This window comes from Pontibacillus yanchengensis (assembly GCF_009856295.1).
Lineage (GTDB): Bacteria > Bacillota > Bacilli > Bacillales > BH030062 > Pontibacillus > Pontibacillus yanchengensis_A.
Genome location: NZ_WMEU01000007.1, coordinates 39,967 through 60,901 on the forward strand (window position 1 = coordinate 39,967; position 20,935 = coordinate 60,901).

18 protein-coding genes are annotated in these 20,935 nt (G+C 40.3%); 10 read left to right on the forward strand and 8 right to left on the reverse strand.

All coding sequences use genetic code 11. From position 1 onward, the window contains the following. Positions 1-12: 12 nt before the first annotated feature. The 5 genes from GLW08_RS17925 to GLW08_RS17945 form a co-directional block, all read right to left on the reverse strand. Positions 13-720, reverse strand: a complete 708-nt coding sequence (locus tag GLW08_RS17925; RefSeq protein WP_160850097.1) for an ABC transporter ATP-binding protein — start codon at positions 718-720, stop codon at positions 13-15. Beyond that, positions 704-1,471: an ABC transporter ATP-binding protein gene (locus GLW08_RS17930; protein ID WP_160850016.1), complete on the reverse strand. Its 768-nt coding sequence runs from the start codon at positions 1,469-1,471 to the stop codon at positions 704-706. Before GLW08_RS17930 ends, GLW08_RS17925 begins: the two co-directional genes overlap by 17 nt. A gap of 437 nt (positions 1,472-1,908) precedes the next feature. Continuing rightward, complete coding sequence (locus GLW08_RS17935) at positions 1,909-3,147, reverse strand: substrate-binding domain-containing protein (protein WP_160850017.1); 1,239 nt, start codon at positions 3,145-3,147, stop codon at positions 1,909-1,911. A gap of 300 nt (positions 3,148-3,447) precedes the next feature. Then, positions 3,448-3,639, reverse strand: coding sequence for a hypothetical protein (locus tag GLW08_RS17940; RefSeq protein WP_237458499.1), 192 nt, complete (start codon positions 3,637-3,639; stop codon positions 3,448-3,450). A 522-nt stretch (positions 3,640-4,161) separates the two neighbouring features. Beyond that, entirely contained in the window at positions 4,162-7,407 is a 3,246-nt protein-coding gene (locus GLW08_RS17945) for a BTAD domain-containing putative transcriptional regulator (protein ID WP_160850018.1), read from the reverse strand. 219 nt (positions 7,408-7,626) lie between these two features. On the opposite strand from GLW08_RS17945, the gene GLW08_RS17950 reads away from it, so the two are divergent. The 4 genes from GLW08_RS17950 (at position 7,627) to GLW08_RS17965 (ending at position 12,386) form a co-directional block, all read left to right on the forward strand. After that, the gene (locus GLW08_RS17950; RefSeq protein ID WP_160850099.1) at positions 7,627-8,619 is read left to right on the forward strand and encodes an MsnO8 family LLM class oxidoreductase; all 993 of its coding nucleotides are present in this window, start codon (positions 7,627-7,629) and stop codon (positions 8,617-8,619) included. 295 nt (positions 8,620-8,914) lie between these two features. Continuing rightward, entirely contained in the window at positions 8,915-9,607 is a 693-nt protein-coding gene (locus tag GLW08_RS17955; RefSeq protein WP_160850019.1) for a VOC family protein, read from the forward strand. 166 nt (positions 9,608-9,773) lie between these two features. Next, entirely contained in the window at positions 9,774-10,727 is a 954-nt protein-coding gene (locus GLW08_RS17960) for a BMP family lipoprotein (protein ID WP_160850020.1), read from the forward strand. Between the two features lie 3 nt (positions 10,728-10,730). Continuing rightward, on the forward strand, positions 10,731-12,386 hold the full coding sequence (locus tag GLW08_RS17965) for a methyl-accepting chemotaxis protein (protein WP_160850021.1): 1,656 nt from the start codon (positions 10,731-10,733) through the stop codon (positions 12,384-12,386). 390 nt (positions 12,387-12,776) lie between these two features. On the opposite strand, the gene GLW08_RS17970 is transcribed toward GLW08_RS17965, so the two are convergent. Next, on the reverse strand, positions 12,777-13,028 hold the full coding sequence (locus tag GLW08_RS17970) for a DUF2164 family protein (protein ID WP_160850022.1): 252 nt from the start codon (positions 13,026-13,028) through the stop codon (positions 12,777-12,779). A gap of 358 nt (positions 13,029-13,386) precedes the next feature. Between GLW08_RS17970 and GLW08_RS17975 the strand changes: the two genes are divergently transcribed. After that, positions 13,387-14,967 carry a BCCT family transporter gene (locus GLW08_RS17975; RefSeq protein WP_160850023.1) on the forward strand — a complete coding sequence of 527 codons (1,581 nt, stop codon included), beginning with the start codon at positions 13,387-13,389 and terminating at the stop codon, positions 14,965-14,967. A 384-nt stretch (positions 14,968-15,351) separates the two neighbouring features. Next, entirely contained in the window at positions 15,352-15,975 is a 624-nt protein-coding gene (locus GLW08_RS17980; RefSeq protein WP_160850024.1) for a pyridoxamine 5'-phosphate oxidase family protein, read from the forward strand. Between the two features lie 19 nt (positions 15,976-15,994). On the opposite strand, the gene GLW08_RS17985 is transcribed toward GLW08_RS17980, so the two are convergent. Further along, the gene (locus tag GLW08_RS17985) at positions 15,995-16,591 is read right to left on the reverse strand and encodes a class I SAM-dependent DNA methyltransferase (protein WP_160850025.1); all 597 of its coding nucleotides are present in this window, start codon (positions 16,589-16,591) and stop codon (positions 15,995-15,997) included. 142 nt (positions 16,592-16,733) lie between these two features. Between GLW08_RS17985 and GLW08_RS17990 the strand changes: the two genes are divergently transcribed. Together GLW08_RS17990 and GLW08_RS17995 are read left to right on the forward strand one after the other, a co-directional pair. Continuing rightward, on the forward strand, positions 16,734-17,408 hold the full coding sequence (locus tag GLW08_RS17990) for an SIMPL domain-containing protein (RefSeq protein ID WP_160850026.1): 675 nt from the start codon (positions 16,734-16,736) through the stop codon (positions 17,406-17,408). Between the two features lie 229 nt (positions 17,409-17,637). Further along, positions 17,638-18,180 (forward strand): NADPH-dependent FMN reductase, encoded by a 543-nt coding sequence (locus GLW08_RS17995; RefSeq protein WP_160850027.1) that lies wholly within the window; start codon positions 17,638-17,640, stop codon positions 18,178-18,180. Between the two features lie 208 nt (positions 18,181-18,388). On the opposite strand, the gene GLW08_RS18000 is transcribed toward GLW08_RS17995, so the two are convergent. Continuing rightward, positions 18,389-18,712: a thioredoxin family protein gene (locus GLW08_RS18000; protein ID WP_160850028.1), complete on the reverse strand. Its 324-nt coding sequence runs from the start codon at positions 18,710-18,712 to the stop codon at positions 18,389-18,391. A 152-nt stretch (positions 18,713-18,864) separates the two neighbouring features. Here GLW08_RS18000 and GLW08_RS18005 point away from each other — a divergent pair, with 152 nt between their 5' ends. Both GLW08_RS18005 and GLW08_RS18010 read left to right on the forward strand, forming a co-directional pair. Beyond that, positions 18,865-20,097, forward strand: coding sequence for an ABC transporter substrate-binding protein (locus GLW08_RS18005; RefSeq protein WP_160850029.1), 1,233 nt, complete (start codon positions 18,865-18,867; stop codon positions 20,095-20,097). Beyond that, the gene (locus tag GLW08_RS18010) at positions 20,075-20,935 is read left to right on the forward strand and encodes an ABC transporter permease (protein WP_160850030.1); all 861 of its coding nucleotides are present in this window, start codon (positions 20,075-20,077) and stop codon (positions 20,933-20,935) included. The genes GLW08_RS18005 and GLW08_RS18010 overlap by 23 nt, the downstream gene beginning before the upstream one ends.

Below are 20,935 nucleotides of genomic sequence, written 5' to 3' on the forward strand. Positions count from 1 at the left end.
TCCCCTCCTTCATTACGCAATACCCAGGTATTTCTTTCGTAAGGTTTCATTCTCTTGGAGCTCTTCCATTGCCCCCTGATGAACCGTTTGACCATCATCCAATATATAAAATCGATCGCCGATTCGACTGGCCATCAGAAAATTTTGTTCCACCAACACAATCGTTGTTCGCTCCTTCATCTGTTGAATGGACTCCATAACTTTCTCAACAACAATTGGTGCCAACCCCTTACTTGGCTCATCTATCAGTAATAAATCATTCTCATTCATATAGGCCCTGGCTATGGCAAGCATTTGCTTTTGCCCACCACTAAGTTGGCCTCCCGGCTTCTTCCAGAACGTTTTTAAATCCGGAAAGAGATCAAGCACCCATTCCATTCGTTCATGGGTTGATTGATTTTCTTTTTTCATAGCTACTCGCATATTCTCTCCTACAGAGAGTCCTTCAAAAATCCCCTGGTCTTCTGGAACATAACCAATCCCTTTTTGGGCAATTTTGTAAGGAGAAAGCTTTGTGATATCCTCTGAGTTATAATTAACACTTCCTTTTGATGCTGGATTTAATCCCATTATGGTTCGTAATGTGGTGGTTTTACCAGCTCCGTTCCTTCCTAATAAAACCGTCACCTCACCCTTAGGAACTTCAAAAGAAATATCGTGTAAAATGTGGTATTGATCAATGTAGGTTTGAATGTCATGTAACTCAAGCAGAGCTTTCATCATACAACCCTCCTAAATAAGCGGACTGAACCGTTTCATTATTCATAATCTCTTCAGGTGATCCATGTGCAAGCAATTGACCGTGGAAAAGGACGAGAACTTGATCGGAAAGGTCTAAAATCATATCCATTTTATGTTCAATTAGAACGATCGTCGTATCGCCTTGCTCTTTAATCCGGCGAATGACATCTAAGATTGCAGGTACTTCCTCTAATGACATGCCAGCTGTGGGCTCATCTAATAGCAGCACCTGTGTTTCTAAAGCAAGTAGCATGGCGATTTCTAGCTTTCGCTTTTCGCCGTGAGCTAGATGATTGGCAAGAGAATGAGCTTTATCTGCTAATAGAACTTGGTCCAACAATTCCATTGCCCGATTCTCAAATTGTTTATAAGCCGAAAAATGACGTAGCATTTGAAAGCGAACTTTGTTCTTCGATTGAACAGCAAGACGGACATTTTCAAGAACGGTTAAATTAGGAAAGACGTTGGTGATTTGAAACGATCTCCCTATCCCCTTTCTTGTTCGTTTGGTTGGTGAAAGCTTGGTAATATCCTCTCCATTAAACGTAATAGAACCCTTTTTTGGCGATAATTGGCCACTTAACAGATTGAAGAAAGTTGTTTTCCCTGCCCCATTCGGTCCAATTACAGATGTAAACTGTTTTTCTGGAATATCAACTGTGATTCCATCTACAGCCACATGCCCTCCAAAGGCAATGGTTAAATCTTGTGTTTTAATAACTGATTCCATTTTTTGTGCCTCCTTTCAAATCATAAAGAAATGTGCAAGCGCCCTGCTAGCGACGTACAAACTTTCCAACAGTAATTTAGAGGAAGTTCGATTAAGAAAGCTACATCACGTAGCAACATCGAACCAACCTACATCGTGTAGGCCGAAAGGAAACACGGAGAGCGGTAGCGATCCGATGTTGACTTATCGTAAGGAGGAACAGGAAGTTTGTTAGTCGCTGGGCGATGGAGCTAGACATAACGTAAAAGTACAAGCGCCTTGTTCACCCGACAGGCTTAAGCAAAGCCTCGTCATGGCCATCTTTGTCACAGAGGGGATTTGCTTAAGACGCCGAAGTGGTAGGCGCTGGAGCTAAACACACATGCGCCAGAATCTTATACTTTGCTTACTTTTGAAATCAATGAACTTCGGCCAAATAGCCGAAGTTCATCGTAGATCTATTGTCCGTTTTGAATTGGAGGAGCTGTTTCCTCTGGTGATAATTTTCTTTCTAGTACTGGAACTGGATAATCATAACCTTCTTTTTCTTCTAATGTAATCTTGTATAGCGTTTGAAGTGCTTGGTGGTCCTCATCACGGAACGTCATCGTTCCTTTAGGTGTATCAAAACTCATGCCTTCCATCGTAGGAATTAACGAGTCAGCAGTAGCATCTCCCTCGGTTTCTTTCAATGCTTCCACAATGGAGATAGCTGCGCTCATTCCACCTGGTGTGAATAAATCAGGAACTTCCCCATATTCTTCTTCATGTCGCTTCACGAGCCAATCATTGACCTCATTATCTGGAAGCTCATGATAGTAAACCGTAAACCCTTCCATCCCAATAAGTGGTTTCATCGTTTTAAGAGCAGCAATATCTGGTGCACCTGTAGATACTTGAATGCCTTTTTCTTGAAGTTTCAAATCTGAGATTTGATTCCACGGAGTATTAGCTCCAGCCCAAATGACAAATAGGTAATCTGGATCCGCTTCGATGATTTTTTGAATGTTGGCCGTAAAGTCAGTTGCTGTCGCATCTGCGAATTCTTGATGAACGATATCAGCACCTAAGTCTTTAGCGGCTTTAGCAAACGCTCCCACCCCATCACGTCCAAAAGCTGAATCAGGAGCTAATGTGGCAATTTCCACACCTTCGTCTGCAATAGCTGCTGCTCCTGCTACCGCATCCTGAGAAGAGTTACGAGCTGTACGGAAAATGTACTTATTCCAATCTGCACCTGTAATACTATCGGCTACAGCCGGCTCTACGACCATTACTTTTTCATGTTGCTTCGCTATCGGAAGAACCGCTTTGGTGTCACCAGAACTAGACGAGCCAACCAGTACATCGACCCCTTCATCTTCCAATAGCCCAATAGCTTTTTGTCTAGCTACTTTCGGATCTGTTTCTGTATCCTCAAACACTACTTCGATCTTGCGACCAGCCACTTCCATCGTGCCATCTGTCGCATATTCAAGCCCTAGCTCAAAACCACGCTTTGTCTGAACGCCGTACGTTTCCAGCGCTCCTGATAAAGAAGCAAGAACACCGATCTTAACCGGCTCACTACTACCACCAGCATCTTCACCAGAGCCTCCATCTTCAGACGAAGCAGTATCATCTGACGAACACCCAACCGCAAATACGATAAGTAGCAACATCATTACCAAACTACTCCACACACGTTTCCAAGGCATAAGTAAACCTTCCCCCTTTAGATTAGATACAATATGAATCTAACTTGTTGAATTAAGCATACAGAAGGATAGTTACAAAGGAGTTACAAAGTTCTGAAACCGGTAATGGAGCTTGATGTTAAGAGGATGTCGGGAGAAGGGGAGGAGCGAATTGTTTATCAGCGACCTTTAGTGGATATCCGCGTGCTTCAACATATATCGGCAACTTCTTGAGTAGATGACCCAAAGAACGCATTAGCGATGTATGAGTTGTGGACTGCATCACGACCAAAAAAAACCAGAACCAAAAGGTCCTGATTTTCACATTTCGTGCTCGTCCTTATTCACTTTCTCATTTTCATTGCTTTTCCTTAACTCGTTGCGTATTTCCTTTAAATATGTATTGCGCTCTTCCATGTGACTCAACATTTTTAGGATCACATAAATAACAAATCCAATGATTGCCAAATAGAATAGCATGTTTACGATTCCGAAAACAGCCATAGAACCCATCCTCTCCCTCCTTTATTTAGTAATACCGTTTCATTCATGTAACGTAAAAAGAGCAGTTACCAATGATGGTGGGGGCAGTACAAATATGAAAAACAATAGAGATAGAAAATCTGTTTAATGATCGTTTGTTATATCGTTTCATTCCTCATGCTTCGCGTTACCTTTATTGATTTCATCTATCTTTTGTTTCCCGCTTAGCAACGTATGGGCTGCGGCCTACACGACGTAGGTTGGTTCGATGTCGCTACGTGATGTAGCGATTTTAATCGAACTTCACCTGATTCCGTAGGAGATAAAGGAAACACGAAGACATACGTGATTTGATGTTGACCTTATCGTACGGAGGCGAGGGAAGCACACTAGTCGCTGGGAGCTAGACGTAGCCACGAGTCCAAGTATAAATAACAGGATGGCTACTGAAATAACACATCTCCTACCTGAACCATAATGCTCCCTCCTCCATCTTTTCATTCTACTTTTTTCTCCCGTTTCCTCCATTACATATAAAAAAAGTCTTGTCGTTTATACGTAACTTTCTGTGTCTTTAGCGCTCATTACAATGTCATACATCTCTCTGGTGGGATTCATCGGCTCGACCCCTAATTCCCTATCCAATACATCACAACATTTCTTATACCATTTGATTGCTTGAGGCCGATTGTTTTTCTGATAATAGCTATACATAAGTAACCGGTACGCTTCTTCCCATGTTTGGTCCATCCTTAAAATAGACTCTCCCCAATAGATACACGTATCAAAGTCTTGCAAGCGCACACTGACTTGGGCAAGCTTTTCTGCTCCACGTAAAAATAACACCTGCAATCGTTCTCGCTCATTCAAACACCAATCTGCAAACCGCTGATCAGGCAGGAAATCACCCTTATATAAGGCAAGGCCTTTCTCTAGCAACGCTTTTGCACGATAAGCATCGTTTTCTTCTAACCCCGCTGCTACCCACTCTTCAAAAATAGCACTATCCAGTTCATATCCTGATTTAGGGTTAAGTCCGTAAGCGTTCCCATCTTTTTTGATAAAAAAAGATTCGGCCCTGGCTTTGCGATGAGGCTCTACCGTTTTCAATAATGCATTTAGAGCTACTTTAAAGCTTCGATTTGCCCCTTCTTCTTCTTGGTCTGGCCACAAGTGTTGATAGATTTCTTCTTTTTGTAATTGCGTATGTCGTTTTGTTACCAATAATTCAAATAGCTCCTTAGCTTTTCCTCTTTGCCAATCTTTCTCCTCTACTACTTGATTACCAAGTGTTATTGTTAGTTGACCTAGCGTTTGAACGCGTAATGTGTATCCAGGATGGTGATCCATGCTACCATACCCTAGATCATAGATTACTTTGCTTACATAGTGCTCATGGATTTTCATCTCTTGGGCCTTAAATAATAGCGGGACACAATTCTGTAAATCAATAGGTCCAAAGGTGGTTCGCTCATGGAAGAAAAATTCATATCCTGTCGTTTGTATAAGCTGAAGAAATGTACGGATTTCTTTTTCGAACAAATCATCTTGTTCAGTGTGATACCCACTATAAGCTCTCCAAAAAGAAACGAGCATAAGACCATAGGCATCTCCACAATCCTTGAATTGCCCTTCCACCTTTTCTAGTTTGGCTTGAGCCTCTTCCCATTTTGCACAATAAATGGAAGCAATGGCCATACATAATTGGATAAGAGAAGATAGCCATAAATCTTTTACATTCTCTGTTTCATGCAATCCTTTTTGACCAGCTTCAAGCGCTTTCTCATACTCATATTGACTTCCATATAAAATACACAATCCCATATAAGGCTCTGCCTTCCCTCGTGACACGTTTAACTTTTCCATCATTTCAAGAGAGGTTTGGTAACACCGCTCCGCTAATTGCGCATCATACCGATTCATTAATTGGACAGCATGACCGATTCTCATCCATCCGCACGCCTCTACAAAAGGCGATTGAATCTGTATTCCTTGATGTATACCACTCTCGGCATAGGCTTTACTTGCGTCACTTTTCCCCATAAAAGCAGATATGATGGACAATAAAATATCTGTTTCTCGGTGAGATTGCGGAAGGTGATGGGATTCATTAAAAGGTTGTCGCTCTTTCCGTTCAAGAAGTACTTTTTCGGCTTTTTCCAAACGACCTGTGCGTAAATATAGCCTAGCTTCCAGATTCCCATCTTCTAATGGGAGATTTAATTCCCTGGCTTTTTCTAACCAAGACTCAGCTTTCGTTGCGTTGCCGGCATTTAGTAGATTTTCAGCCAGCATATAATAAAGTCTTCCCATTTCTTCCTTAGACGCTTCTGTCTGAGCTCTTAGGTCAATGGCATGTTGTAAAATACGTTCTGCTTGGTCCGGCTGAATTGTATCTAAATAAATTCTGGCTTGCCCTTCTAGTGCAATACTATACAAGTAATGGTCATACCTGTCTCTTCCCAGCTCTTCAGACCGTTTATAGCATTGTTCTGCTTCCATATAAGAAGACCAATAACGAAGAATTTCACCCTGATAGAACCAAAGGATTGGATAGTGTCTCTTCCGCTCAGTAGGTAGAACCAACAAATGCTCATATAGACTTTGAAGCTTTCCATGCTTAAGCATATCTCCCCCGTATTGACTTACTAATTGCGACATCCGATCATAATCTTCGACACGCTCTAAATGAAGGATTGCTGTTTCCATATCTCCATTCTGCTCTTGATAACGAGCCGCTTTTCGATGAAGTTGTCGATACTCATCAGGACGTTTCTCTTTCATTCGATTTTCTAAAAAACTCTTAAACAATTGGTGATAACGATAATGCTTAACACTTACTTCTTGTAGGAAGATATGTTGATCAGCCAGTTGATCTAACATAGCTTCTGAGCCAGTCATGCCTAGTACATAATCACAAAGTTTTGGGGAAAGAATCTCAAGCACACTCGTTTGTTCTAAAAACTGCTGAACCATAAAAGACTGCTTCGATAAAACTTCATGAGCTAAATAGTCAAATAAATCTTGGAGCGAATTGGGGTCATTTTCAAGGATTGGTTCCAGATTAAGTCCTGATTGAAGTTGTTGGATAACCATCTCGAAAGCGATCGCCCATCCTTCAGTGACTCTGTGTACATTCAGTATCATTTCATTTGTAAGTTCCATGTCATATAAATCTAAGAGTAGATGTTCCATTTCTTCTTGAGAGAAAAGCAAATCTTCTTGCGTAATTTCTAGTAGATGCCCTTTCACTTTCAATGAATTCAATATTGTCCATTGCGGTTTATTTCGACTAGATAAGATAAGATGACAGTTAGATGGTAAATGTTCAATAAAATGAATCATCCATTGCTCAATAGATAGCGAATGCTCAACGTGGTGAAAGTCATCTAATATGACATACAAGTCTCCCTCGACCCTACTTAGTTCATTAACCATCATGGAAACCAAAGACCATATATGTTGATCTTGTACATATTCATAGATTTCTTCTAATTCATGTAAGAGTGTTTCACCAAAGTTTGGGTACTGAATTCGTACAGCGTGTACAAGCTTTGTTAAAAATGGGACCAAATCATCATCATTCTGAGAGATAGAGAACCAACTTACGTCTATCTCACTATCCTGTACAAATAAAGTCAGTGCTGTACTTTTCCCATATCCTGCTCCAGAGTGCATGACTACTAAAGGATATCGAGTAACAGTCTTTAGCTTTCTTTGAAGCTTCACGCGACGAACAAATCGATCTTTGATGGTTGGAGGATTCAACTGTGTATGTATAATCGGTATTCTTTCCATACTCTCACTCCTCCTCTTCCGAAATTGTACTTGGATAAATCGTCATACTTTTCTATTAATTTTATCATATGTTTTTGAGAAATCCTGTAAACCTATTATATTTTCCCTCATGTATGCACTAGTTTTTTATCTATAAACAGTATTTTTGCAATACAACCTAGTTATCTCTAATAATATTACGTGACACTAAATACAAATTAAGGGTGAACAACGTTGACTATAAAATTAAGTGTATTAGATCAATCCCCTATTCTTTCGGGGATTTCCCCATCAGAAGCATTTCGACAAACAACGGAACTAGCAAAACACGTAGATCAGCTCGGCTTCCATCGCTACTGGGTGGCGGAACACCATAGTACAGAAAGTCTTGCGGGTTCAGCTCCTGAGATATTACTTCCTCATTTAGCTGCCCATACAAGCAATATACGTGTAGGTACTGGTGGCGTATTATTACCTCACTATAGCGCTTATAAAGTTGCAGAAATGTTTCGTGTGTTAGAGACATTGTATCCTGGACGTATCGACTTAGGTCTAGGGAGGGCTCCTGGGGGTATGCCAAATGTTAATCTTGCTCTCAACCGTGGTAAACATCCACAAGTAGAACATTACCCACAACAAATTGAAGAATTAATGTCCTATCTTAGAGGAGAAGACCCTCAAGGTATGCACGTTTATGCTACTCCTAAAGGGGAATCAGCTCCTCCTGTTTGGATGCTTGGCTCTAGTGGCACCAGCGCACGTTTAGCTGCTGACCTAGGTGTATCCTATTCATTTGCACATTTTATTAATGGTTATGGCGGGACAAGGGCAATGGATCGCTATTACGATTATTTTACTCCGTCCGTTCAACAAACAGAACCGCACGGGTTTGTTTCTATCTTTGTCGTATGTGCAGATACAGAAGACAAAGCAGAATATCTAGCATCCAGTCTTGACCTTGCTATTCTACGTATTGAACAAGGTGGCAACAGATCAGGATTCCCAACACCAGAAGAAGCAAGTAAGCAACAATATAGTGTATTTGAGAAAGAAAGAATTCGCGAAAATCGTGGTCGTATGATTGTAGGAGACCCCGGCCAAGTAAAAGAACAACTAGAACAATTAGCACGTGCCTATAATGTAGATGAAATCATGGTGAATACTATCGTTAATCCATTTGAAGAACGATTGCACTCCTACACTCTACTGGCTGAATCATTTCAATTATCGTAAAGTTATCTGATTAATAATGGAATGATGCGAAAAAGGAACTTCCTGGTTTTATGGATGTTCCTTTTTTAATGTAGTCTTACTTAGATATGTGGTAGATTGTTTACGCTGGCCATGAGCGGGGTTGAATTTTTTATGGGCGAGATTCTCGTGCGTGTTTCGGTTTTTGAGCGGCAGTGCTTGGCGTCCGAGCGACTTTTCGGATATATGAGTGATCCTCGCCCGACTATTCACCCAAGAGCAACAACAGGCCCTTACAATCGGTTATAATATAGGGAAATTTATAAGGAGGATTAGAATGCTTGCGTTTGATCATTTAGTTGTCCTCACTTCTTCACCTGAGGAAGCTCAAAACAACTTTTATTCAACATATGGAATACAAGGACTTAAGGGAGGTCATCACGAATCATGGGGGACGTATAATTACCTCGCCTTTTTTGATAATCAAGCGTATATTGAATGGATTGGGATAGAGGATCGTAAACGGGCTGAGGCTAGTGATAACCCACTTATTAAGCATATTGCCTATAGTAATCAACGACAAATCGACGGCCCCATTCAATTCGCGTTACGTACAAATGAGATGGATGAGATGATTCGCTATTTTGATAAAGAAGAAATTGCTTATGAAGGCCCATTCTCAGGAAGCAGGACGAAACCAAATGGAACAACACTAAGCTGGCGGATGCTGTTCCCTTCATTTGATGCTAGTATGGAGATTCTGCCTTTTCTCATTGAATGGGATGGTCCTCCGAATGCTCCAGAGGATGAATCATTGATCAACGCTACACCTTTCTCAGTGATTCATGTCGGTGCTACAGATCTTGAAAAAGCTATCCTGCAATGGCAACACATTTATCAGCTTGGAACGCCTACCTATAAAAAAGATACAAGCGAAAACCCTTATATCCAATGGAATCTCAAGAATGGAGTAGTGACATTATCACCTAATACAACCTTAAAAGCTGAATTTGGCCCGTTTTCCCTATAACTGCACCCTTATTAAAAGCTAGTGACCTTCACTAGCTTCTTTATGTGCCTCCACCTTTTTCCTACTTTATACCTATTATATTTCACTATAAATACCTACATTTCCCCCCTCACTATCCGATATAGTAAATGTCAGACATCTTACGTTAACAAAGGGGAGAAAAGTATTGAGAAAGTTTCTTATTCTTTCTGTTTTAACATGCACCCTAATCGCCTTAGCTGGTTGTTCCACGAAAGGCGAAGCTAGCACATTGACAGAAAAAACAAGTATAGGATTACTCGTCACCAAAAATGGTCTGGGGGATGACTCATTTAGTGACTCGGCAATCCGTGGCTTACAAAAGGCTCGTGATGAATTAGGCATTTTATTTGATTATCGAGAACCTGTCCAAGGAGAGTTCACGAAAAGTATTCAGGAGTTAATCGACCAAGACCATGATTTAATCGTGGGACTTGGGTACAATTCTCAACAAGCAATTGATGAGATGGCAAAAAAGTATCCTGACCAGCAATTTATTTTAATCGATGCCGTTTCAGAGCATGAAAACGTCACATCCATAACATTTAAAGAGGATGAAGGAAGCTACCTAATCGGTCTTATTGCAGGTATGCGTACTGATAGTAATACTGTTGGATTTATTGGTGGCGAGAAAATTAAAGTGGTCGAAAACTTTGAGAAAGGCTTTCGTGAAGGGGTGAGAGAAGCGAACCCAGATGCGGAAGTGTTGGCCGAATACATAGGAACATTCCAAGATGATGAAAAAGGTGCTAAAACAGCGAAGAAACAAATTGAAAACGGGGCAGATTTTATCTTTCCAGCAGCTGGATTTGCTGGCGTTGGGGCTCTAAAAGAAGCGCAAAGACAAGGTAAATATGCTTTCGGAGTTGATAGCGACCAATTCTTCCTTGCTGAGGAGGCGGTGGTGACTTCTATGTTAAAGCGCGTAGATACGGCTCTTTTTAATATGGCTCAAAAGCTTAAAGAGGAAGAATCCTTCTCCGGAGAACATATTCAATTAGGCTTAAAACAAGATGGAGTTGGCTTAGCTCCTATACGAATCATCGATCTCACTTCAGAAGAAAGTAACAAACTAGAACAAGCCAAAGGGAAGGAGGACTAAACGATGAGTATCAAAAAACGCATTTTACTCCTTTCTTCTATCCCATTAGTGTTAAGCCTTGCATTGATTGGATTTATCATCACTCAAATGATTGGTCTGCAGCAGTCTTCTAACCAAGATGTTGAGATATTACTTGATGCGAAGCAATTAGACGGGGAAATTATCACAACACAGCAAACGTTAAGTAATTATGCATCCAACCCTTCTGAGAGAAATAAATCGGAAGCTGTAACTCAATTAGAGACGGTAAATGAAACTATTAATACTTTAGGGGAAAAGCTGCAGACAGAAGAACAAGCTTTGTGGCTTAACAAAGCGAAAGGTAAATTCGAAGAACTCCGCTCCACTACAGAAACGGCGTTCTCAGAGAATGATACGAATGAAGTAAAACGACAATCTGCTCGTTCAGCTGGTATTTTAAATGACGTTTATATGCTAAATTTATCCGCACAACAATGGTATGATACGAAAATGGCGCAACAGAAACAGCAGATCCAACAACTTGTCTTATTTACTGCCATTGCTGCTGTAGTGTTAATCGTCATTTCTGTTATTTCATCCTGGCGCTTAGCTGCCAAAACAGCGAATCCAATCAAAGAACTTTCAAAGAAGGCCGAGCAAGTATCAAATGGTGACTTAACAGTGGAAATCGAATCTACAGATAATAATAGAAAAGACGAAGTAGCTCAACTAACTGTAGCGTTTAAGCACATGGTAGATAATTTGAAAGAAACGATTTATTCTATTGAGCAAATGGGTAAAGAAGTCAATCAATTCAGCCAGGATCTATCCCAAGAAATGGGGATGCTGACCGAATCGACACGACAAGTAGCTGCTTCTACCGATGAAATGGCACAAGGAAGTCAGTCGATTTCCTCTGATGTACAAGAAGCTTCCACGATTATTGATGATATGCATAATAGCTTCCAATCCAATGTAGAAGATAGTAAGCAAGCAAGAGAACAAGGGAACGTTGCGCTTACTTCTATTCAGGAAGGGCAGCACTCACTTCAGCAACAACGATCTATTTTAGATGATAGCATCCAATCTACGAAATCAATCGAGTCGTCCGTTAAGAACTTTGTTGAATACACGGATGAAATTGAGAATACAGCCCAACTCGTTAATGATATCGCCGAACAAACCAACCTTCTAGCACTAAACGCGGCTATAGAAGCTGCCAGGGCTGGAGAGCATGGAAAAGGTTTTGCTGTCGTAGCTGAAGAAGTACGTAAGCTTGCCGATCAATCAAGAAGCGCCACAGAGCAAATCTTTGAGATGGTCAAGCAAATCCAAACAGGCATTGGTTCTATTGAAGAGGTTACACAACAATCCATCACCCACTCTGAAAACCAGGAGCAATCTATGGAACAGACAGAGTTAGCTTTCTCAACTATCCACCAGAACGTTTCTGCTATGAATGAACAACTGCAGAAAGTGGTAGCTGGAGTTGAAAAATCGAATGACATGAGTGAGCATGTAGCAGCATCCATGCAAAATATCAGCGCTGTCACAGAAGAAACTGCCGCTGGAACGGAAGAGATCTCTGCATCCACAGAAGAACAGCAACGATCTTTTCAAACGGTTGAAGATCAGGTACAAAATTTAAAGAACATGATCACGTCCCTAGACGATCAGATTAAGCAATTTAAACTGTAAACCCAAGGCCTGCCCATTTTTGGACAGGCCTTCTTTGTATATATCGGACTACTTTTTTATACTCCACCATAAAAAGGCCTCAGTCTAGAACAAAAGCTCAGGGCGTCCGTTTAGCGACGTATGTGTTGCGGCCTACACGACATAGGTTGGTTCGATGTTGCTACGTGATGTAGCGACTTTAATCGAACTTCACCTGATTCCGTAGGAGATAGAGAAAACACGAAAACATGCGTGATTTGATGTTAACTTATCGTAAGAAGGCGAGGGGAAGCATACTAGTCGTTGGGCGCTGGAAGCTAGGCGTGACCACATCACTTTTTTAGTTATACACAAGGATTAAATTTTATAGTACGCTATACAAAGAAATGCAAGCCACTCGCCAAATTTCCTTTATCTTTGCCTATATGTAGGCTTTTCTAATGAAGCAATGTCCTCTTCTAGATTCATCATCTTTTGTTCTAGCATTTTTTTGGCATCTTTTACGCCTTTATTATAGATGTATGGTCCAATTTCTTTCATTAGAAACTCATAAAATTGATCCGCCCCTAAGTTTCCAATTTCTTCGCCTCGTTCTAGTTCAAAATAGTTTTGGATGTAATCAATCACCTGCTGTTTCTCTTCTTTCGTTAATGATATATCCACCAGAATCCTCCTTTGATTATTTACCTAACAAATTCAAGCAAAATATGGGATGATGGCTTACTGAAACTAAAGAGTAATAGATAGCTGTTACATCCTTCTACATGCTTTAAATCCTTATATCAGTTTCCTTTTGACGTGGAATATTGCACTCTATATAATAAAATATTGTATGTAAAAAGTCGGATAATAAGGAGATGGCCGTTTTCTAATTTGTAACGCTGATGTGTACATTTATATAACGATCATACCAGAAAACAATGAACAACTCATGCCTTAGAAAAGTTCGAACAAACAATGTAACCTCATCGAACTGTCCTACTTTTTAGGATGAAGGCAATAAAATACTAGGAGGAAAATAATGACCGACGAAACGAATAGGAGAACGGGGATTGACTGGGTCTCATTTATTATTAGTGGTGGATTTCTCGTTTTATTCCTACTATTATCTCTCTTTAATAAAACGCTAATGGGTGAATGGATCTCAACTTCGTTCGACTTTTCCGTTAAATTCTTTGGAGCATTTTGGCAATTGCTATTGTTAGCAACATTTATTGTTGGAATCGCTTTAGCACTATCAAAATATGGAAAAGTGAAACTAGGTAAATTAGAAAAACCTGAAAATGGATACTTCCGTTGGGTTTCTATGATTCTATGTACACTATTAGCTAGTGGAGGAGTATTCTGGGCAGCAGGTGAACCACTTTATCACTTCTTAACCACACCTCCATTGTTTGCAGAAGAAGGCATGACAAAAGCAGAAGCTGTGGTACCAGGTTTAGCGCAGAGTTTTTTCCACTGGGGCTTTACTGCTTGGGCATGCTTAGGTACTGTAACAACGATTGTGTTAATGTACGCTCACTACCATAAAGGGTTTCCATTAAAACCTCGTACGATGTTATACCCTATGGTTGGTGAAAGGATATTTAAGAAAAACAGCGTGCTTGGTTCAACTGCTGACATTGTATCCATCATCGCCGTTGCAGCGGGTACAATAGGTCCAATTGGTTTCTTAGGGCTGCAGGTTGGCTATGCACTTCAATATTTATTTAATATACCAGATACAATGTTCACACAATCCATTGTCATCATATTCTTGGTAACCGTAGCCTCCATCTCCGCTGCCTCTGGTGTAGATAAAGGTATTCAGTTAATGAGTCGTTTAAATGTAGGACTTGCGCTTATTCTTATGATTGGCATGCTAATACTAGGCCCTACCATGTTTATTATTGATTCATTCATTGGCGCAGAAGCATTTCAAATCCAAAACTTCATGCGCATGAGCTTGTATCGTGGAGAAGACAGCTGGCTTGGTTATTGGACTATATTCTTCTGGGGTTGGTTCATTGGATTTGGACCAGCAATGGCGATGTTTATTAGTCGAATTTCTAGAGGACGTACCATTCGCGAGCTTATACTAGCAGTAGCCATTATCGCACCACTTGTAAGTAACTTCTGGTTCGCTTCTGTTGGTGGATCTGGACTATTCTATGAACTACAAAACCCAGGGTCCGTTTCCACTGCCTTAAATGAAACAGGCATGCCAGCAGCCGTAATGGCTATCATGGATCAAGTTCCACTTGGAATTGTGATGGCGTCTGGTTTCTTAATTGTAACGGTTGTGTTTGTGGCAACGACAGCTGACTCTATGTCCTACTCTGTTGCTGTAACACTAACAGGCCATGCACATCCACCACGCCAACTTCGCGTATTCTGGGCGTTACTATTCGGTGCTATAGCTGCGACTCTTTTAGGTATCGGCGAAAGCAGTATCCAAACACTGCAAAACTTTATCGTTGTTACAGCCGTTCCTGTATCCATTCTAATGCTACCGCCAGTCTGGTTGGCTCCTAAGGTTGCCAAACGTATGGCGATAGAACAAGGGATTATCGCTGAAAAAGAAACACCAGAAACGGTTGAAGAGCAAAGGAAAACTTCTTAAGGACTTACTAATCAGAGATAAAGAGTCTAACCTAGATGGTTAGACTCTTTTTTTGCCTTATTAGATATTAATGTTAATATTTCATAATCGCCCTATTATCTGGAAGACTTGGATTCGAGATACGCTTGGGATTGCGTTATGCGCTTTCTATTCAACATATGCTCTCTCCGTAGTGCAGTTTGCTCTCTTCCATCCCGCTTATGCTCTCTTCGTAGTGCAGTTCGCTCTCTTCCATCCCGCTTATGCTCTCTTCTCTCTGGTACCCGACTTTCCAGCACTATTCTATCCCAAATTATCTCGAATCCAAGTCTTCAATATCACGCTCTTCATGTTATTGGATGTGTGATAGAATGGAAGGAAATTATTGGAGGTATAAGTTAGGTTATGTTTAAAGAAACCATTGAAACGATAGATGAACTTGAACAAAAAGTTGGAAAGCCAGGTAAAATAGCCGCAAATAAAGTCATTAACTACATAGATGATCATTGTTATGAATTTATCAGTCTATCTCCCTTTCTGACGATTTCCACTTGCGGAGCAGACGGAAGCTGTGATGTATCCCCTCGAGGCGATGACCCAGGGTTTGTACATGTTGTAGATGATAATCACCTTGTCATTCCTGAACGACCTGGAAATAAACGAGTAGATTCGATACGAAACATCCTAGAGAACCGTAACATCGGCATGCTGTTTATAATCCCCGGCGTTGAAGAAACACTACGAATCAATGGTAAAGCTACTATTATCCAAGATGCAGCTATTTTAGAAAAGATGGCTGCTAAAGGGCATGTACCTACCGTAGGTATAGGCGTCAAAGTGGAAGAGGTCTTCATTCACTGTGCCAAAGCATTTAAGCGATCCCAGTTATGGGACCCCTCCACATGGCTCGCACAAGAAGACCGCCCTAGACCAGCAAAAATATTAGCAGAACACGCTAAAGCTCTCCAAATGAACGAACAGCAGGTAGCTTCTTCTTTACATGAATCTTATACGAAACGGTTGTACTAATTAGCGAGAAGTCCACTTTTCACCTCATCCCAACGACACAGGCTGTTTTAGTAGGCTTTCCAGGTCGTAAATGAATTCGTATATGTCTGAATCCCGCCTCTTCCATAAAAGCTTGAATTTGACCTGAGGCATTTTCTGTAGTGTCATCCATTGCCTCTTTTTCATGTGGTTGTAGGGTAACCGCGATTTTTCCTCCATCATTCATATTTTCCTTAATAATCTTCAGCACTTCTACTGGATTTTCCCAGTACGGAATATTATTAATAGCTATCACCTTATCAATAGGTGATGAAAAAGAGGATAGCTCATCAGCTTTCAGGTTATCTAACTGAATCCACCCTTTTCTCACACCTTTTTCATTACGTCGTTTTGCTTGTTCAACCATTGCCTTAGACGGATCAACACCTGATATACGGATGTGTCCAATCTTCTTCGAGAGCTTTCTTATACAATAACCGGGACCAAATCCTATCTCCAGAACATGCTGGTTTGGTTGTATATTTAAAAAGGATAACGTCCACTTACTTATTTTGGCGTTCTCCCTGTACATAAACCATCCTACTACTTTCCCTATTAGACCTTTTGGTTTGGAAAACTGTGAAACAAATAATCCCATCTATTTACCTCCTTCATACCCTTTACATCATACCCGTTTCCCCCATGTTTTAAGATGAATTATAGGTGTGTCGAGGCATAATTCTTCCCCTAGTATCATGAACTAAATAGTAGTGATACTTTTATGAAAGGTGGAATGCACGTTGTATTATCCCCCTTCTCCTCCATACAGACAGGCCGAACGATCCTCTCAGCGAATCATGACCGTTACTGGAATTGGCACACTTTCTGCAACACCAACTATCGTTAAGATTCAGTTAGGGGTTGTTACGGAAGGTGAAGAACTGACCAAGACGCAACAAGAGAACGCACAAGCTATGAATAATGTCATACAATCGTTAAATCAAATGGGCATACCTTCAGAAAATATTCAAACCGTCGATTACTATATTTACCCACAATATGATTATGTTGATGGAAAACAAGAGTTTAAGGGGTATCAGGTCACACACATGATTTCCGTTACAATCGAAAATCTAGAAGAAACAGGTACCGTTATTGATACCGCTGTAAAAAATGGCGCAAACCGTGTATCGAACATACAGTTTACAATTAAAGACCCTCAAGAATTTTACGCTAAAGCGTTACGGGAGGCGTTAAACGATTGCGTAGTCAAAGCTCAAACAATGGCAGACACACTAAATCTTAACCTAGATCCTACTCCAATAAAGATTGTGGAGCGTGTTCAAGAAACACCTTCCTCCAACCAAACATTAGCCAAGTCTGAGGCAGTCGCTGGCGTATCCACTAAAATTGAACCTGGTCAACTCGAAATCATTGCGCGAGTGGAAGCACAGTTTCAGTATTTCTCCCCCTAATGTATAAGCATATCCTTCCTCTTTAATATAGGAGAATAGAAAAAAGACCACCCTTAAAGAAAGGAGGGCGAAATCATATTGTGATTTCGCCTTCCTTTCTTCTACATAGATTAAATCCTTTATAGCTAGCACATCATATATGCTGATTGCTTTACTTATTTCCTACAGTTTATTAATTTTAATAATGGGTACTCTTGAACACACACTACTACTCAAGGAGTGATATTCAATGAAAATTGCAGCAATTGTTGGCTCTAATCGTGAAGACTCCTATAACAAAAAAGTAGCAACCTTTATACAAGATCGCTACCGGGATTCGATGGACATTGAATTAATCAATATTAGGGACTTTCCTTTATACAATCAGGATGATGAAGAAGTACCTCCTGAAACGGTTCAATCTGCTGTAGAGCAAATCCATAATAGTGATGGTATCCTATTTGTTACACCAGAGTACAATCACTCTATACCTGCAGTGCTTAAAAATGCGATCGACTGGTTCTCGCGCTCCGGAAGACCAACAGCCGGAAAGCCAACTATGATTGCTGGAGCTTCCCAAGGAGCACTAGGTACCGTACGCTCACAACTACACCTGCGACAAATCTTAAATGCTCCTGGTGTGTCAGCCAAAGTGCTTCCTCAAAATGAGATATTCCTTGGAACCATACAAGACAAATTTGACGATAATGGGCAATTAACCGATCCTGGAACCATTGATTTTATTGATAACGTGGTGACAAACTTTAAAGATTGGATTAACCAAGTAAGCTAAAGCTTATTGAAACATAAATAAACATGAAAATGGGCACTTCTCATTTTTAGAGAAGTGCCCTATTTTATAAGTAAAGAAAGCATAAGTTCTGGCGCTTGTGCTTTTCTTATAAGTTAATCTACATAGCCGATTACTACTAATAGATAGGAAGATAAGCATGATAAAATAAAAAGGAGTGCTAAACCTAGCACTCCTAAAAATACCTACTTTATTTTGAAATAGAAGCGCTTAAGAACTCTTGCACTTCCTCTGGTGTTTTTGCGTTAGCACTATGAAGATGAGCTTTCTTTTCTCCGTTTTGGAAGATTAAAATACTAGGAATGCCCATTACTTCATATTCTTGAGCCACTTCTGGTAGTTCGTCACGATTAATTTCATACCACTCGAACTTATTGTATTCTTCTAAAATATCACCAATGAACATATCCATTCGCTTACAATCCGGACACCAGTTACCAGAAAACTTGATGATTACCGGTTGTTCGCCTTGGATGGTCTTATCAAAGACACTTCTATCATGAATAAACTCCATTAATTGGACCTCCTTAATAATGGTTCATACTTATTAAATCATATTAGAGCCTATCAGAAAATACCTATGCTCACAAATGTAAGGTGGATTACATCCTTTCTTTATAGCATATCTGTATAATAAAAGAACAAACACTCAGGGGGCTGGGAAACATGAAAAAATCAGGCTTAGCTGGATTTATTGTCTTAATACTTTTGTTATCTGCCTGCAACCAAGGACAAACACAGCAGTCAAACCCTAACGACCTTTCATGGGATGAAATAAAACAACAAGCAGATGGGACTACCGTAAATATTCACATGTGGGGTGGAGATGAAGGAATTAACCAGTACATGGACGAATGGGTAGCGCCTAGATTAAAGGAACAGTACAACATTACCCTTGAACGCGTTCCGATGGATACCCAAAATATACTACAAAAACTCCAATCTGAAAAACAAGCTGGAAAAAAAGATGGAACAATAGATATTGTATGGGTGAACGGTGAAAACTTTAAAAATGCTAAGGAAAACGACCTTCTGTATGGTCCATTTCGAGATCAACTTCCTAATTTCAACGATTATTATGATCAAGATAGCTTAGCTTTCCAATACGATTTTGGTACTCCGACAGAGGGATATGAAGCTCCTTGGGGAAAGGTTCAGTTTGTATTTCAATATGACAGCAACAAAATATCCAATCCACCAAAGAGTTTCGATGAATTACAAACTTGGATTAAAGAAAATCCAGGAAAATTCACGTACCCTAACGCAGATGATTTCTCCGGAAATGCATTCTTGCGCCAACTTCTGTATGCAACTGTGGAAGACCCAAAGGAAATCATTGAAGAACCATTTAGTAAGGAATATGCTTCTAAAAAAGCAGAACCTATGTGGGAATATTTAAATACCATCAAGCCTGACTTATGGAGAAATGGTGAGCACTACCCTGCATCGCTTACAGAGCTAGACCGCCTGTATAGCCAAGGAGATATATGGATGACTATGGGCTATAACGAAGCTCGTGCAGAACATCTCATAGAACAAGGAGTTTTCCCTGCATCAACTCGATCGTTTGTTATGGAACCTGGTTCACTTGGAAACACACACTTTTTAGCCATACCGTTTAATAGCTCAAATAAACCCGGAGCTATGGCTGCGATTAACTTCCTGCTCTCTCCTGATGCTCAGTATAAGAAACTTGAACCAACTTATTGGGGGGATAATACACCAATAAGTGTAGATAGACTTCCTGAAGAGCAGAAGAAGAAATTTGATTCTCTTAACCGAGGTGAAACTGTACTATCTACAGAGAAACTCGAAAACAGCTTTTTACCTGAAGCGGATTCAGGTTACGTGGAATGGATAAAGGAGAATTGGAAAGATGAGATTATCCGAAACAAATAAGGCTTGGTTGCTACTGCTACCAGCCTTTCTTTTTCTTTTACTACCTATTTATGGGTTACTATCTGCTTTATGGAGCAGTTTAAGAGTTAATGGCACGTTTTCTATATCCGTTTATCAACAATTATTGGCACGAGATGCCTTTTGGGGATCATTAATCTATAGTTTACGCATCGCTATTGTAGCAACGCTGTTATCCTTAGGCTTTGGCCTTTTGTTCACAAGGACATTCACAGAATATATTAATAAAACATCTGGGAAGTTAGCTGCCTGGATTCCCATGCTATTCCCTCATTTCGTGTGGGGCTATCTCGTATTACTACTATTTCAACAAAGTGGCTTTATTTCTTATATGGCATTTCAAATGGGCATTATTGATTCAAGAGAAGCTTTTCCCATCTTAACGAATGATAAAAGTGGTTTCGGTATGATTCTAACGTATATGGGAAAGGAGATACCTTTTGTTATTCTCATGCTCCTCCCTATTTATACGCAGCAAAATACCCATTATCAAGATCTTGTACAAACCCTTGGTGGAAACCGATGGCATAGTTTTAAAGATGCAGAGTGGCCGTGGATTTTTCCTGTGTTACTGGAAACCGGTGTCATCTTATTTTCATTCATTTTTAGCGCATATGAAATTCCGTATTTGCTCGGCGCTACATTCCCGGAAATGATTTCGATCCTTACCTATGATTGGTTTTATTCAGGTGATTGGAGTGAACGTCCACTCGCTTTCGCCGCGATGATTTCAACAAGTATCATTATCGGAATTATAGCATGGATAGGATTTTCATTAATGAATCGAAAACGCTGGCTGTTAACGAAAGGAAACCGGTAA

What these genes read in the sequence shown, in the direction of transcription:
- GLW08_RS17940 (WP_237458499.1), bottom strand. Translation starts at nt 3,639, where the DNA reads ATGGGTTCTATGGCTGTTTTCGGAATCGTAAACATGCTATTCTATTTG.
- GLW08_RS18005 (WP_160850029.1), top strand. Translation starts at nt 18,865, where the DNA reads ATGAAAAAATCAGGCTTAGCTGGATTTATTGTCTTAATACTTTTGTTA.
- GLW08_RS17930 (WP_160850016.1), bottom strand. Translation starts at nt 1,471, where the DNA reads ATGGAATCAGTTATTAAAACACAAGATTTAACCATTGCCTTTGGAGGG.
- GLW08_RS17945 (WP_160850018.1), bottom strand. Translation starts at nt 7,407, where the DNA reads ATGGAAAGAATACCGATTATACATACACAGTTGAATCCTCCAACCATC.
- GLW08_RS17975 (WP_160850023.1), top strand. Translation starts at nt 13,387, where the DNA reads ATGACCGACGAAACGAATAGGAGAACGGGGATTGACTGGGTCTCATTT.
- GLW08_RS17995 (WP_160850027.1), top strand. Translation starts at nt 17,638, where the DNA reads ATGAAAATTGCAGCAATTGTTGGCTCTAATCGTGAAGACTCCTATAAC.
- GLW08_RS17985 (WP_160850025.1), bottom strand. Translation starts at nt 16,591, where the DNA reads ATGGGATTATTTGTTTCACAGTTTTCCAAACCAAAAGGTCTAATAGGG.
- GLW08_RS17935 (WP_160850017.1), bottom strand. Translation starts at nt 3,147, where the DNA reads ATGCCTTGGAAACGTGTGTGGAGTAGTTTGGTAATGATGTTGCTACTT.
- GLW08_RS17925 (WP_160850097.1), bottom strand. Translation starts at nt 720, where the DNA reads ATGAAAGCTCTGCTTGAGTTACATGACATTCAAACCTACATTGATCAA.
- GLW08_RS17965 (WP_160850021.1), top strand. Translation starts at nt 10,731, where the DNA reads ATGAGTATCAAAAAACGCATTTTACTCCTTTCTTCTATCCCATTAGTG.
- GLW08_RS18010 (WP_160850030.1), top strand. Translation starts at nt 20,075, where the DNA reads ATGAGATTATCCGAAACAAATAAGGCTTGGTTGCTACTGCTACCAGCC.
- GLW08_RS18000 (WP_160850028.1), bottom strand. Translation starts at nt 18,712, where the DNA reads ATGGAGTTTATTCATGATAGAAGTGTCTTTGATAAGACCATCCAAGGC.
- GLW08_RS17955 (WP_160850019.1), top strand. Translation starts at nt 8,915, where the DNA reads ATGCTTGCGTTTGATCATTTAGTTGTCCTCACTTCTTCACCTGAGGAA.
- GLW08_RS17980 (WP_160850024.1), top strand. Translation starts at nt 15,352, where the DNA reads ATGTTTAAAGAAACCATTGAAACGATAGATGAACTTGAACAAAAAGTT.